Annotated in this window: 10 protein-coding genes; 7 read left to right on the top strand and 3 right to left on the bottom strand. The window is 49.8% G+C overall.

Annotated features, from left to right (window positions below):
• Positions 1 to 12: 12 nt before the first annotated feature.
• Positions 13 to 1,719, top strand: coding sequence for an adenine deaminase C-terminal domain-containing protein (locus tag AF331_RS14565; protein WP_053428794.1), 1,707 nt, complete (start codon positions 13 to 15; stop codon positions 1,717 to 1,719).
• A 905-nt stretch (positions 1,720 to 2,624) separates the two neighbouring features.
• On the opposite strand, the gene AF331_RS14560 is transcribed toward AF331_RS14565, so the two are convergent.
• The gene (locus AF331_RS14560; protein WP_053428793.1) at positions 2,625 to 3,473 is read right to left on the bottom strand and encodes a MurR/RpiR family transcriptional regulator; all 849 of its coding nucleotides are present in this window, start codon (positions 3,471 to 3,473) and stop codon (positions 2,625 to 2,627) included.
• 295 nt (positions 3,474 to 3,768) lie between these two features.
• On the opposite strand from AF331_RS14560, the gene gntK reads away from it, so the two are divergent.
• The 3 genes from gntK to AF331_RS14545 all read left to right on the top strand — a co-directional run bounded on the left by gntK (position 3,769) and on the right by AF331_RS14545 (position 6,813).
• Positions 3,769 to 5,289, top strand: coding sequence for a gluconokinase (gene gntK / locus AF331_RS14555; protein ID WP_053428973.1), 1,521 nt, complete (start codon positions 3,769 to 3,771; stop codon positions 5,287 to 5,289).
• Positions 5,290 to 5,379: 90 nt separating this feature from the next.
• Positions 5,380 to 6,099: a YebC/PmpR family DNA-binding transcriptional regulator gene (locus tag AF331_RS14550; protein WP_053428792.1), complete on the top strand. Its 720-nt coding sequence runs from the start codon at positions 5,380 to 5,382 to the stop codon at positions 6,097 to 6,099.
• 57 nt (positions 6,100 to 6,156) lie between these two features.
• Positions 6,157 to 6,813 carry an oxidoreductase gene (locus AF331_RS14545; RefSeq protein WP_053428791.1) on the top strand — a complete coding sequence of 219 codons (657 nt, stop codon included), beginning with the start codon at positions 6,157 to 6,159 and terminating at the stop codon, positions 6,811 to 6,813.
• Positions 6,814 to 6,867: 54 nt separating this feature from the next.
• On the opposite strand, the gene AF331_RS14540 is transcribed toward AF331_RS14545, so the two are convergent.
• The gene (locus tag AF331_RS14540; protein ID WP_053428790.1) at positions 6,868 to 7,698 is read right to left on the bottom strand and encodes a TetR/AcrR family transcriptional regulator; all 831 of its coding nucleotides are present in this window, start codon (positions 7,696 to 7,698) and stop codon (positions 6,868 to 6,870) included.
• Positions 7,699 to 7,861: 163 nt separating this feature from the next.
• Here AF331_RS14540 and AF331_RS14535 point away from each other — a divergent pair, with 163 nt between their 5' ends.
• From AF331_RS14535 to AF331_RS14525, 3 genes are all read left to right on the top strand, one after another.
• Entirely contained in the window at positions 7,862 to 11,029 is a 3,168-nt protein-coding gene (locus AF331_RS14535) for an efflux RND transporter permease subunit (protein WP_053428789.1), read from the top strand.
• A 115-nt stretch (positions 11,030 to 11,144) separates the two neighbouring features.
• Entirely contained in the window at positions 11,145 to 12,461 is a 1,317-nt protein-coding gene (locus tag AF331_RS14530) for an oligosaccharide flippase family protein (protein WP_053428788.1), read from the top strand.
• A gap of 66 nt (positions 12,462 to 12,527) precedes the next feature.
• On the top strand, positions 12,528 to 14,381 hold the full coding sequence (locus AF331_RS14525) for a cation:proton antiporter (RefSeq protein WP_200908253.1): 1,854 nt from the start codon (positions 12,528 to 12,530) through the stop codon (positions 14,379 to 14,381).
• Between the two features lie 55 nt (positions 14,382 to 14,436).
• On the opposite strand, the gene AF331_RS22675 is transcribed toward AF331_RS14525, so the two are convergent.
• Complete coding sequence (locus AF331_RS22675; RefSeq protein WP_162244076.1) at positions 14,437 to 14,574, bottom strand: hypothetical protein; 138 nt, start codon at positions 14,572 to 14,574, stop codon at positions 14,437 to 14,439.
• Between the last annotated feature and the right edge of the window lie 21 nt (positions 14,575 to 14,595).

The following is a 14,595-nucleotide window of genomic DNA, read 5'->3' as shown; positions in this document are numbered from 1 at the left end:
AGGAGGGAAAGTATGAAAGTCGATATGCTGGTAACGGACGTTCGCGTCTACAACAGTTATTTTAAACGCTTCACGAAAGGGAACGTGGCCATCAAAGACGGAAAGTTCTTCTATATCGGGGACCGTGGAACGGAGTATTTCAATGCGTCCAATGTAGTGGAAGGGGACGGCTCCTACATGGTCCCGGGTCTGATTGATATCCATCTTCATATAGAAAGCACCATGGTTACACCCGCTACATTCTCATACGGTCTGATCCGGAACGGGGTCACGACCATCGTGCCCGAACCCCATGAGATGGCCAATGTATTCGGGCTTCCAGGTGTAAAGGAAATGATCCGCGCCAGTGAAGCGTGCGAAGTGGACATGTTCTACTCCATTCCGAGCTCTGTCCCAGCCACTTCCATGGAAACGACGGGAGGGGACATCGGCATCGGGGAAATCGATGATCTTCTCCGGACGGAAAGGATCAAATGCCTGGGAGAAATCATGAACTTCTATGAAATCATCACGGAAGCACCGAGTAAGACGAACGCCATCCTCGAGCATATGAACCGCGAGTATCCGGATCTGATCATCGAGGGGCATGTACCGAAGCTGCTGGACCTCGAACTTCAACAGGTTGCGTTCGCCGGCGTCCATTCCGATCACACGCACCAGACAGTGGAAGGGATGGAGCAGCGCATGGCGGCCGGCATGTTCGTTGAAATCCAGGAAAAGTCCATGACGCCCGAGGTGATGGAGTACCTGATCAGCGAGCCGGTTGAGGAGCTGTTTTGCTTCATCACCGATGATGTGATGGCGGATTCCTTTATGGAAAGGGGCCACTTGAATGTCCTGTTGAAGAAGGCGATTGCCATGGGGATGACTCCAGAGAGGGCGATTTATGCGTGTACCTACACTCCAGCACAGAGGATGCGTATGTATGATCGGGGAAGCATCGCGCCTTCGAAGGTGGCAGACTTCCTTTTGATATCCGACTTGGAATCGTTTCAAATTGACGAGGTCTACAAAGCGGGTCGCCGGGTCTATGATGGGGATCAACGGTATGATCAGGCTGAACCGGGTCGGGCTTTCCCAGATTCCTTCTATACAAGTGTCGATCTTGCAGAATTGAGCTTGGACGATTTCGACATGGAGAGCGGGAGAGCTGATGGTGATTATACGTGCAGGGTCATCCAGGTGAAAAACGGGTCGACCTTTACCGAGGAAGTCCACCGGTCAGTGGAGTCCAAAAGAGGACGTCTGCAGTGGGAAGGAAGCGGTCTTGCACAGATCGCCACGTTTTCGAGATACGGGACGGACAGCCGGGCACATGGGTTGATTGCGGGTGATATCATCAAGAGCGGGGCGTTTGCGACGACTTATTCACATGATAATCACAATCTGCTTGTTGTGGGACATAATCCAGAGGATATGTTGCTGGCGGCGAATGAGGTGATCCGGAAGCAGGGCGGTGTGTGCTGTGTGGAAGGTGGCAAGATTTTGTCGATGCTTGAGCTGCCGGTTGGCGGGATTTTGTCTGAGGATAAGCTTGAGTGTGTGTCGGAGCAGGTGGGGCAGGTGACGGCTTCGCTGAAGGCGATGGGGTATGAGCATTATAATGTGATCATGTCGCTGAGTACGCTGTCGTTGCCTGTGAGTCCGGCGTTGAAGATTACAGATCGCGGGTTGATTGATGTGAATGGGGGCTGTGTGGTTCCGTTGATTGTGGATTGAGGAGCGGGCTTGGTGCCTGCTCTCTTTTTTTGTCCATAGATGGGACGTTTCGTTCCGCTGCGACCGACCGCTTTCCTAGGGGAGTGAGGTGAGCCTCCTCGTGCCTGCGGGGTCTCACCCTTCACTCTATTCCCTTAGGAGTCGGTCGGTCTTCGCTGCACTGCACTTTTGGTGGGGAGGGGTGAAGGGTTCTGGACACCACCACCCCCATCTGTATTGTGGGTATTTGAGTATAGATGGGACGTTCCGTTTCGCTTCGGCCGACCGCTTTCCTAGGGGAGTGAGGTGAGCCTCCTCGTGCCTGCGGGGTCTCACTTTTCACTCTATTCCCTAAGGAGTCGGTCGGCCTTCGCTGCACTGCACTTTTGGTGGGGAGGGGTGAAGGGTTCTGGACACCTTCCCCTTTCTTTTATGTGTAGATATGTGAAGGTATTTGAGGTACATCGAAAAAGGCATCCTAATGTTTCGTTGTAATAGATTGTGGATAAGTCTCCTTGGTAGGAAATTATGTTATCCACATAGTTAGTTATCCACAAGTGAGTGAAAGGCTTTCTGCAGAAAGAGCTAGTTAATGGGGAATGACGTCTGAACGGGAGAAGTGGTGTGGTGGCTGTATAGGGGGAAGGAGAGGGTGAGCAACTAATATGGAAGAACAGATAGATTCATCCCTTCCACATTACCAACAGAGTAATAGCCTTCCCCACCACCAGAATGAAAGAGTGGATTGAAGCGGAAGGCGCTTGACTCCAGCGGAAAAGGAGGGGTGGCGAGACCCCGCAGGCACGAGGAGGCTCGACGCCCTCCCCGCAGGAAAGCAAGCGCCTGCAGCGAAAAGGAACGGACTCTATCTCCCTTGCTTTCTAGTAAAGGAAGATTAGATCCCTTAAAAATAGAGTGTTATGGAGTCATCCTCTTTTACTCTTAATGGCTTCCTGCATTTTTCTGATGGATTCCTGCCCCTTGGTTTCGCGTATCTGTAGGAGGTTGGCGTAAAGGGTGTCGATCAGGGTGAGCTGGGCGATCCGGGATGAGAGTGCTTCGTTCCGGTAGTCGGTTTCCTCTGATACGGTGAAGAGGGGGATGTCCACCTGCTGGCTCAAAGGGGATTTGGCGAAATTCGTGATTCCGATGGTGGTGGCTCCGGTGCTTTTGACGATGTCCAGTATATGGAGGATATCCTTTGTGCTTCCTGAATGGGAGACGAAGATCGCACAGTCTTCATCGGTCATTTGCGATGCGGCCATGAGCTGGATGTGGGAGTCGAGGGTCGCATGCACTTTCAGCCCGGTACGGATGAATTTATGGTAGCCGTCAAGGGCGACGATGCCTGATCCACCACTGCCGAAGAATTCGATGGAGCGTGCCGTTTCCATGGCTTGTACGGCTCTCATCAGATCCTCTTCATCAAGTATCATAAGGGTATCTTCAATCGTCTTGCAGTTTGAGCGGAATACCTTTGAAGCGATGGAAGTCGGTGTATCCCCCTCATCGAGCCGATCGTGGGAAGAATCCTTCATGATCTCGGATGCCAGGGCAATTTTCATGGCTTGGAATCCTTTGAACCCTACGCGCTTACAAAAGCGGAACACGGTCGAGTCGGCGACACCTAAGCGATCTGATAGTCCGTTAATGGAAGAATGGATGGTTTCTTCCGGTCTCTTCAGGATGAAGTCGGCAATCTTTTTTTCGGTAGTGCTGAATTGGGGGTAATGTGCACGGATCCTGGCGAGGCAGTGCTGGTGGTCTTGGCTCATTGAATCACACTCCTGTAAGGGTTTTCCTTCTATTAGTATACTAGTTTTTGGTGGAAATAAAAATAAATTCTGTAATCGTTTGCATAATAAAAAATATTTTTTGAATACTTTCATCATTTTTCCAGATGGCTGAACCTAGGAGATTTCCGTGTATATGGTTTGGTTAAATGCGCTTTCAGGTGTTATGTTAGAAAGAGGTATTTAAAACGACAGGGCGACGTCTGCCCCGATTTAATGAAAGAAGGATCATCCCTTCTCTATGTTCGTTTAGGAGGAAATAGTCATGTCACGATATATGATAGGTGTCGATATTGGAACCACCAGTACAAAAGCCGTACTTTACAATGAAAAAGGCGAAGCAATCGAGCGTCATGGAATCGAGTATCCCCTTCACACCCCGGTTCCGGGAGTAGCAGAGCAGGATCCCGAAGAAATCTTCCAGGCGGTCATTTATTGCATCAAGGAAGTAGCGGGAAAAACGGAAGAAGAGATTTCGTTTGTATCGTTCAGTTCCGCCATGCACAGTCTCATCCTGGTAGATGAGGAGAACAGTCTGCTGACCCGATCCATTACATGGGCAGATAACAGAAGCAGTGAATGGGCGGAAAAGATCAAGCGTGAGATGAACGGAATGGAGATTTACCAAAGGACCGGTACGCCGATCCATCCCATGTCCCCCCTTGTGAAACTTGCCTGGCTCCGTCATGATGAGCCCGAGCTTTTTGCGAAAGCGGCGAAATTCATTTCCATCAAGGAATTCATCTTCCACCGTTTGTTCGACAAGTATGTGATCGATTATTCAATTGCTTCTGCCACTGGAATGTTTCATCTCGAAGATCTTGATTGGGATGAAGAAGCGCTCGAGGTCGCAGGGGTTAAAAAGAACCAGCTGTCTACGCCGGTTTCTACCACGACCAGTCTGACCGGACTTCAAGGCAATTACGCCGAACTCCTCGGGATCGATGCAGATACACCGTTTTACGTAGGAGCGAGTGATGGTGTCCTTTCAAATCTCGGTGTGAACGCCATCGAAAGCGGGGTCGTTGCGGTAACGATCGGGACAAGCGGTGCGATCCGCGCCGTCACGGATCGTCCCATCACGGATCCAAAGGGGCGGATCTTCTGCTATGCGCTGACAGATAAGCATTGGATCATCGGCGGACCCGTGAACAATGGAGGCATGATCTTCCGCTGGGTGAAGGAAGAGCTCGCTACAGCCGAAGTGGACGCTGCCGGCAGACTCGGCCTCGAGCCTTATGAAGTGTTGACGGCGCTTGCCTCCAAGGTCAATCCTGGTGCGGACGGCCTGATCTTCCACCCGTATATGGCAGGAGAAAGGGCACCTCTTTGGAACGCAAAAGCAAGGGGATCCTTCTTCGGACTTGCCATGCATCATAAGAAGGAACATATGGTCAGGGCGGTCCTTGAAGGGATCGTCATGAATCTGTACAGTGTCCTTCAGGCGCTTGAAGAATTGATTGGGACCCCTGTACGTGTGCAGGCCACCGGTGGATTTGCCCGTTCTGAACTGTGGAGGCAGATGCTCGCCGATATCTTCAACCAGGAAGTATTTGTCCCGGAGAGCTTTGAAAGCTCCTGCCTAGGTGCCGTCGTCCTTGGGATGGTGGATCAGGGATGGATGGGGTCATTGGAAGAAGTGCGCTCCATGGTGGGCAGCGTTCATTCGCACCGACCAGAACCCGAGGCTGTGAAAGTCTATGAGGAATTGATGCCGATCTTCTCGCGGTTGCCGGCGCTCCTTGCACCGGAATACGATGCCATCAGCGATTTTCAGGCAAGAAGGATCGATTCATAAGAGTGCTCCTCCACAAACCCCACCTTTATAGGGTATAATGAATGAGGATTGACACGATAGGAATTTATTGAACGAAAGTGAGTGTTATAGATGGGACGTAAATGGAATAATATCAAGGAAAAGAAGGCGTCCAAGGATGCCAATACAAGTAGGATCTATGCAAAATTCGGGCGTGAAATCTATGTGGTGGCCAAACAAGGCGAACCGGACCCGGATCTGAATCAGGCGCTGAAGTTCACACTTGAGCGTGCGAAAACGTACAACGTACCGAAGCACATCATCGATCGTGCCATTGAAAAAGCAAAGGGCGGTTCCGATGAGAATTATGATGAGCTCCGCTATGAAGGCTTCGGCCCGAACGGTTCCATGGTCATTGTGGATGCCTTGACCAATAATGTGAACCGTACAGCATCCGAAGTGCGTGCAGCTTTCGGCAAAAACGGCGGGAATATGGGTGTGAGTGGTTCGGTTGCTTACATGTTTGATGCGACAGCTGTTATCGGGATCGAAGGCAAGTCAGAAGATGACGTTCTTGAAATCTTGATGGAAGCGGATGTAGATGCCCGCGACATCATTGCGGAAGAAGATGCGGTGATCGTGTATGCCGATCCCGATCAATTCCATGCTGTACAGGAAGCATTCAAGGAAGCGGGCATTTCGGAATTCTCCGTGGCCGAGCTGACCATGCTTGCACAGAACGATGTAGAACTTCCTGAAGATGCAAAGGCGCAGTTCGAGAAAATGATCGATGCTCTCGAAGACCTTGAAGATGTTCAGCAAGTCTATCATAACGTTGATCTAGGTGAATAAAGAATGAGGGGTGTCCCGGGTATACCGGGGCACCCTTTTTAAAAAGGAGGCAGGTTCATGGAAGGAAAAGTCGCTCTCATTGCCGGGGCAACGGGGATGGTAGGTTCCAGGCTGGTCAGGCTGCTCCTCGATTCTCCACGTTACGATAAGGTCATCTCGATTGTGAGGAGAGAGTCCGGGGTCGCCCATGAAACGCTGGATGAACGGGTGCAATCATTGGACGATATGAGATTGGAGCCTGGTGAGACAATCGATGATGTATATTGCTGCCTAGGAACGACGATCAAGAAAGCCAAGTCTCAGGAGGCGTTCAAAAAGGTCGATCATGGGTATCCGCTCCAGCTTGCAGAACTCGGAAAAACCCACGGAGCAAAACAATTCCTGTTGATCTCCTCCATGGGAGCCGATGTGGACTCACGCTTTTTCTATAGTCGTGTCAAAGGGATGACAGAGAGGGATATCACGGCATTGGGGTATTCAACCCTTCATATCTTCAGGCCGTCCCTTCTTCTTGGAGAGCGGGCAGAGTTCCGTTTTGGGGAAAAGATGGGGGAAGCGGCATCGTGGATCCTTCAGCCTTTCATGAGAGGAAAGCTGAGAAAATACCGGAGCATCGAAGGGGCCCAGGTGGCCAGAGGAATGCTGTCAGCTGCAAGCGGCCATTGGGACCGCAGCGTTTTAATCTGGGAATCGGATGCCATTCACGAACTGTGAAGATACAGGAAAATGAGCCAGGCTCCTCCATTGTGGCCTGGCCCTTTTATTAATTTAAACCGTATATTCCTTCAGAGCACTCAAAAGGGGGCGCAGAGAAGGATCGGATTCCAGGTTCGCCATCATGCCCTTGATGACAACCTTCCGCGGTTCTTCTTTTTCGAGTTCTTCTTTAATAACATCCAGGGATACGCGGGTGTTCTCGTCTTCCGTCTTGCTTGATGCTTCACCGATCAAGGAACAGAGTTGAGCCTTCTCCACGTGCAGGAGCGTTTCCATGCGCTCTTTACGCATGACGGGCTCATCTCCGCTCTTGACCAGCCCCTCCACCATATCATCCATCCTTCTCAATACGAAGGTGGATAAATACGCGAAATCAAGAGGAATCTGGTCTAGGATGATGGTTTCAAGGTAAGAATGGAAAAAGCCATGGATCATCATCGTGGCATCCCAAATATATGGCTCGATCGGAGGACCGTAGATTTCATAAAGCCTCCGTGAATAAAGGTGGTAGGACTCCCGTTTCATCTCCATCAACAAAGATTCGATCTTTTCATTGAAGGGGATGGCATTTTCCCTGATCTGCATGACGATGAACTCTTTGTGTCTCGATATCTCCGTCAATTGGCGTTCCAACTGCTTCTGGAATTTCTCATAGGGAGGAAGATCAGCGTGCTCGACTTCATTGATGCTTGTATAGATCATCTGGAAATAATGCTCCATGATGGCAAAAAGGAGGGCATCCTTCGATTTGAAATATAAGTAAAAGGCACCTTTGGATATATGGCATTCCTCAACGATCTCTTGAACAGAGGTAGCGTTGAATCCTTTGTTGGCAAACAGCTTCATCGACGTTTCGATGATCAATTTTTCTTTTTCTTTCATACACGTTCTCTCCCCAATGGTCTCATAGGTACATTATGACCGAATGGTCACAAAAAATAAACCCTTTTAATACATAAATAATTGACGAGTGACTGTTCGGTCAGTTATATTAGGTGATGTTATGACTAGTCGGTCAGTTTAATTTGGAAAGGAAGGTATTTGAGTGAATAGTATCATCAATTTTGTGCTGAAAAACAAATTCGCCGTTTGGCTGATGACGATCATCATCATCGTGGCGGGCTTGTATTCAGGCTTCAACATGAAGCTTGAAACATTGCCGAATATCAATACGCCTGTTGTCACCATCACGACGGTTTATCCAGGAGCGACACCTCAAGATGTGGCGGATAAAGTATCCGAACCCATCGAGCAGCGCGTCCAGAATCTGAACGGGGTGAACGTGGTCAGCTCCACTTCGTATCAAAATGCTTCGGCCGTTCAGATTGAATATAAGTATTCCAAAGATATGGATGAAGCAAAGAGGGAAGTGGAAGATGCCGTTTCCGACATCTCCTTCCCTGACGAGGTCAACGACCCTGAGGTATCAAGGCTCAGCCTGAATGCCTTCCCGGTCATCGCCCTCAGCGTATCGGATGAGAATCAATCCCTGTCTGAATTGACGAAGACAGTGGAAGACACCATCATCCCTGAATTTGAAGGTCTTGATGGGGTTGCTTCCGTTCAAGCTTCCGGTCAGGAAGTGCAAGAAGGTCAAATCGTATTCGATCAGGATAAACTTGACCAATACGGACTGACAGAAGATACGGTGAAGAACATCATCCAAGGGTCAGACATTTCCCAGCCTCTCGGACTTTATACGTTCGATGATACTCAAAAGTCCGTCCTTGTTGACGGGAACATCACGACCGTCAAAGACCTTGAAAACGTGAAGATCCCGCTTGTTCCTTCTGGTGAAGCCGGAAGTGCGCAGCAGGGGATGGGCGGTGCGGAAGGACAGTCTCCGCAGGCTCAAGCGCCTCAAGCACAGCAAGGGCAGCAGCCTGCAGCTCCTCAGCAGGGAGCAGAGATGAAGATCCCAACGGTGAAGCTGTCTGAAATCGCAGACATCAAGGTGAAAGGTGAAGCTGAATCAATCTCGAAAACCAATGGCAAGGAATCCATCGGGCTTCAGGTTGTAAAAACGGCTGATGCCAATACGGTGGATGTCGTGAATGCCGTGAAAGATCAGATGAAGAAGTTTGAGAAAGATATCGATGGTGTTGAACTGACGTCTACGTTTGACCAGGGTGAACCAATCGAAGAGTCCGTCAGCACGATGTTGAACAAAGCATTGTTCGGAGCGATCTTCGCCGTCATCATCATCCTGCTGTTCCTTCGTGATATCAAGTCAACGATCATTTCCGTCATTTCCATCCCGCTTTCCTTGTTGATTGCGATTCTTCTCCTGAAGGAAATGGACATCACATTGAACATCATGACGCTCGGAGCCATGACAGTGGCAATCGGCCGTGTCATCGATGACTCCATCGTTGTTGTGGAAAATATTTATCGCCGTATGGCCCTGCCGGGTGAAAAACTGAAAGGCAAAGAACTGATCCGGGAAGCAACGAAGGAAATGTTTGTGCCGATCATGTCTTCAACGATCGTAACGATTGCCGTGTTCCTTCCACTCGGATTGGTCCAAGGAATGATCGGGGAACTATTCCTTCCGTTCGCCTTGACCATCGTATTTGCCCTATTGGCATCCCTCCTCGTGGCCGTCACCGTCGTACCGATGCTTGCCCACACGATGTTCAAGCCGGGGTCGTCGAAGAAAAAGCATGTGGAAAAACCAAGCCGCATGGCCAATGGATACAAGCGCATCCTGAACTGGACGCTGAATCATAAAATCATTACCTCGGTACTTGCCATCGCCATGCTCGTAGGAAGCCTCTTCCTCGTGCCGAAGATCGGCGTAAGCTTCCTTCCTGGTGATGAAGAGAAGATGATCATGGCTACGTTCAAACCGGAGCCGGGTCAGACCCGTGAAGATGTGGCGAAAATCGCCGATGAAGCAGAAAGCTATCTTCAAAGCCGAAAAGGCGCAGATACCATCCAATACTCTGTCGGAAGCGAGAATCCGATGAGTCCTGGAAGCACGAACGATGCCATTTTCTTCGTATCATATGACGAAGATACAAAGAATTTCTCTGATGAGAAAGAAAAGGTCATCAAACATCTTCAGGAAACCACATCCAAAGGGGAATGGGCATCACAGGACTTCTCGGCCAGTGCCGGAAGCAATGAGATCTCCGTTTATGTGTACGGTGATTCCGTGAAGGACATCGAACCTGTCGTCAAAGATCTTCAGAAAAAGATGGAAGACAAAGGCGACTACAAAAAAGTGAAGAACTCCCTTGCTGAATCGTACGAAGAGTACTCTTTCGTAGCCGATCAGGAGAAACTGAGCGAACTTGGGCTCACAGCGGGCCAAATCGCCATGGAGCTCAGTCAGGACCGCCAGCGCCCTGTGCTGACCACCATCCAGAAAGACGGGGAAGATGTGGATATCTACCTCGATGCACCGAAGGAAAGCTATAAAGATATCAACGACCTGAAAGATAAAACGATCCAATCTCCACTCGGTATGGAAGTGAAGATCGGTGATGTAGTGAAGATCGAAGAAGGTGAAACATCCGATACCCTTTCAAGACGTGACGGGAAAGTTTACGCCAATGTAAGCGGTGAGCTGAAGTCGGATGATGTATCAAAAGCCTCTCAAGACCTTCAAAAAGACATTGATGATATGGATATTCCATCTGGAATCGATGTGAATATGGGTGGGGTCACCCAGGACATCCAGGAATCCTTTACACAGCTTGGCCTTGCCATGCTGGCAGCCATTGCCATCGTGTATCTGATCCTTGTCATCACATTCGGCGGGGGACTTGCGCCATTTGCCATCCTGTTCTCCTTGCCGTTCACAGTGATCGGTGCCCTTGTCGGCCTGTTGATCGCTGGTGAGACCATCAGTATTTCCTCCCTGATCGGAGCATTGATGCTGATCGGAATCGTCGTGACCAATGCCATTGTCCTTGTGGACCGTGTCATTCACAAAGAGAACGAAGGAATGTCCACGCGTGATGCCCTGCTTGAAGCAGGAGCGACCCGCCTACGTCCGATCCTCATGACGGCCATCGCGACAATCGGGGCACTCTTCCCGCTCGCTCTAGGCCTTGAAGGAAGCGGATTGATTTCCAAAGGTCTCGGTGTCACGGTCATTGGTGGATTGACAAGTTCAACCCTTCTGACTCTTGTGATCGTACCAATCGTGTATGAGATCCTCATGAAGATCAAACGCAAGGTAACGAGAAAAGCCAAAGCGGAATAACAAAAAGAAAGCAGTCTCCTGACGGGGGCTGCTTTTTTGTCGTCCTGCCTGTCCTCATATTCCGGGATAGCCTGTCATAGACTAGAACATCTTGTGATAAAGGGCGGGACTGTGGATGAATCTGTTTTATAAAGGAATCTTGATCTTGATGGTGACGGCATTCGCAGGCGAGCTCCTGGAATTCATCATCAATATGATATTGGCGCAGGAACTGGGTGAAGCGGGACTTGGTACATATATGTCCATCCTGCCCACCGTTTTTTTAATTGTGATTTTATCGAGCATGGAGCTTCCCATCTCCCTTTCCAAGTTCTTTGCCGAGAGGGAAGAAAGGCTCCACAAAGGCATGCTTGGCTATGCGTTCCGTTTCGCTCTCATTACGACCATCATCCTACTCGGCATCATGGTCCTTGTCTACGCTTGGACGCCCTTATTCAGCGGCTACCATCAGGGAATCAGATGGCTGATCGTCCTCGTCATCCCCATCATCGCCTTCACCTCCATTACGAGGGGGTACTTCATGGGGATCCAGAAGATGGGGAAGATCGCTGCGGCCAATTTCCTGAGAAAAGGCATCCAGCTTTTGCTCCTTGTGTCCATCTATCAATTCTTGGAGTTCGAGCTCAATACGTCCATCTTCATTGCACTTGGCACGATGATCGCCAGCGAGTGCATTGTATTTGTCTATTTAATCCATGCTTACATAGTCGAGATAAGGGGTAAAAGGAAGGATAGCCATAGCAGTCTACCGAAAGGAGAGATGAGAAAAGCAGTGTTGTCGGTTTCGATCCCGACGACCTTTTTACGGATATTCCATGCTCTGACCCATGCCATCCAGCCTTTTCTCATCAAACTGGCACTCGTCATGTCGGGGATGGAGGCAGGGGAGGCCAATGAACATTTCGGCATGCTTGCGGGGATTGCCCTGACCATCGGATTCTTCCCTTCTTTCATCGCCGTGTCCATGATGACGGTCCTCATCCCGACGATATCAGAGAAGGCTTCTTCGAACGATTGGCCGGGGATTCTAGCTCACTTGAAGCAGGTGATGTGGCTCACGATCGGATACGGGATCCCGGTCGTATTCGTGTACTATGCTTGGGGAGACGCCATTACAGAGCGCTTTTTCCACTCTGTGACATCGGCCTATTACCTGAAACTTTTATGGCCATATTTCTTATTTCACTTCCTGATGCTGCCCCTTCAAGCATTCATGATCGGCCTTGGACTCGTGAAGGATGCCCTGCTTCATACGGTGTGGGCGAGTGCATTTTCCTTCGCGTGCATCTATTTCATGGGATCCCGCTACGGCATGGAAGGGGTCATCGTCGGGATGAACGGCGGAGCCGTCCTCGCCATGCTGCTTCACTACTTCACCATCTGTAAAGAGTTGGAAGCGACGGTATGGTTAAAACCCGCGGAAAAAATATAAACTAAACATAGCTCACATGAAAGTCAGCGGGCCCCGCTGGCTTCATTACGTTAAAGGAGAAACTGTATGATTGAATCGATCTTATTTAACCTTATGTTAGTCGGCTTCCTGGGAATCGCTTCCCAATGGGCGGCATGGAGGTTCAAGCTTCCCGCCATCGTCGTCATGTCCATCGTCGGCTTACTAGCCGGTCCGATCCTCGGACTCATCAATCCTGAAGAAGTATTCGGGGAACTGTATGAACCGCTTATTTCCATGGCTGTTGCCATCATCCTATTCGAAGGGAGCCTGAATCTGGATTTCAGGGAAGTGAGGGGCCTTGGTAAACCGGTCTTCAGGATCGTTACCATCGGTGCATTCCTCGCCTGGATCTTGGGTTCACTAGGTGCCCACTATGTTGCAGGTTTGTCATGGGCGGTTGCCTTCGTCATCGGAGGGTTGTTCATTGTTACCGGGCCAACGGTCATCCTGCCCCTCCTCAGGCAGTCGAAGCTTAAGCCGAGACCTGCAGCAATCCTGAAATGGGAAGGCATCATCGTCGATCCATTCGGTGCGCTTCTTGCTGTTTTTGCATTTGAAATCATTAATTTCCTTATCAGCGAGGATGCCCCCATTCTTAAACTCGTTTCATTCTTTGCTGCATCGCTCTTTGCCATATTGCTTGGGTGGGCGCTTGGACGTTTCACCGGATTCCTTTTTGAAAAGGGACATGTACCTGAGTTCTTGAAATCACCGGTCGTCTTTGCCTTAGTGCTGGCGGGCTTTTCGGTCTCTGATCAGATCACCCACGAAACAGGGCTCCTTGCTGTCACTGCCATGGGGATGACGCTTGCCAATATGCATATTGCCTCGATCAGTGATATGAGGCATTTCAAAGAAAATATCTCGGTATTGCTCACATCGACCATATTCGTCATGCTGACAGCTTCCCTGACTGTGGATACCCTTCTTGAGATCTTTGATTGGCAGATCATTGGATTTGTACTTCTCATGCTCTTCATCGTCAGACCGTTGTCCATATGGTTATCAACCATCGGGACAGATCTGTCGAAAAGGGAAAAGATACTGGTTGGGTGGATCGCACCGCGTGGAATTGTAGCCCTTACGGTGTCAAGCTACTTCGCTTCGGTTTTATTGGACAAGGGGTTCAAGGATGCCTCCATTTTGACATCCCTGACATTTGCCCTTGTCTTTGCCACGGTATGTGCCCACGGTTTCTCCATCAAGTGGCTGGCGAGTAAACTGAAGCTTGCCAACGATGAGCATCCCGGTGTCATCCTGGTCGGAGGGAGTGCGTTCAGTACTGAATTTGCCAAGGCGCTTCGTGAACTGAAGATCCCCACATTGATTGCCGATTCATCTTGGCAGAGGCTCTACAGTGCAAGGAAGGCCGGACTGCCGTTCTATTCGGGCGAGATTCTCTCAGAGAAGACGGAATACCGTCTGGATATGACCCCATATGATTACATGATCGCAGCCACGGAACTTGATTCCTATAATGCTCTTGTCTGTACGTCGTTCATCTCTGAGTTCGGGCGGAACAACCTGTATCAGTTGAATTTAAGAAACCAATCGGGAGAGGACCTGGAAGAGATGGTTCATACCATCGGTGGGAATATCGTCTTCCAGGATGGACCGACGTGGGAAGAGCTCAACAAACGGGTAGAGTGTGGGGATGTGTTCCGGAAGACAACCGTCACCGAGAAATATCCATTCAAGAGCTATATGGAGGATATCGAGGAAGGAACGATCCTGCTCCTCATCCAAAAGCCGACAGGCAAGGTTGAATTCTTCCGCAATGAAGCCTCTCCAAGAGTGGAAGAAGGGGACATCGTCGTAAGCTTGACCACCCGGAAGAAGGAAATGAATAAAATCAACGAACGGATCGCAGAGAATAAAGAAACAGAACGAAATAGATAAAAGAAAAATAAAAAGCCATCCCGGTGAACGGGATGGCTTTCGTCATGGAGGGCGTTTAACGGCGCTCGCTGTGAAGCATATTACTGAGAAGCTTCTTCACTTCATTATAGGTCTTGCCGGATTGTGCATTAAGACGTTTCACTTCGTCAATATCCGTTCCAGCAGACGTTTTGCGTGATTGGTTTTGGCTCAAGTCCACACACCCCCTGTTCAT

The organism is Rossellomorea marisflavi, assembly GCF_001274775.1.
Classification (GTDB): domain Bacteria; phylum Bacillota; class Bacilli; order Bacillales; family Bacillaceae_B; genus Rossellomorea; species Rossellomorea marisflavi.
Note: the sequence above shows the minus strand (reverse complement) of the source record. Positions and strands in the feature narration are given on the sequence as shown.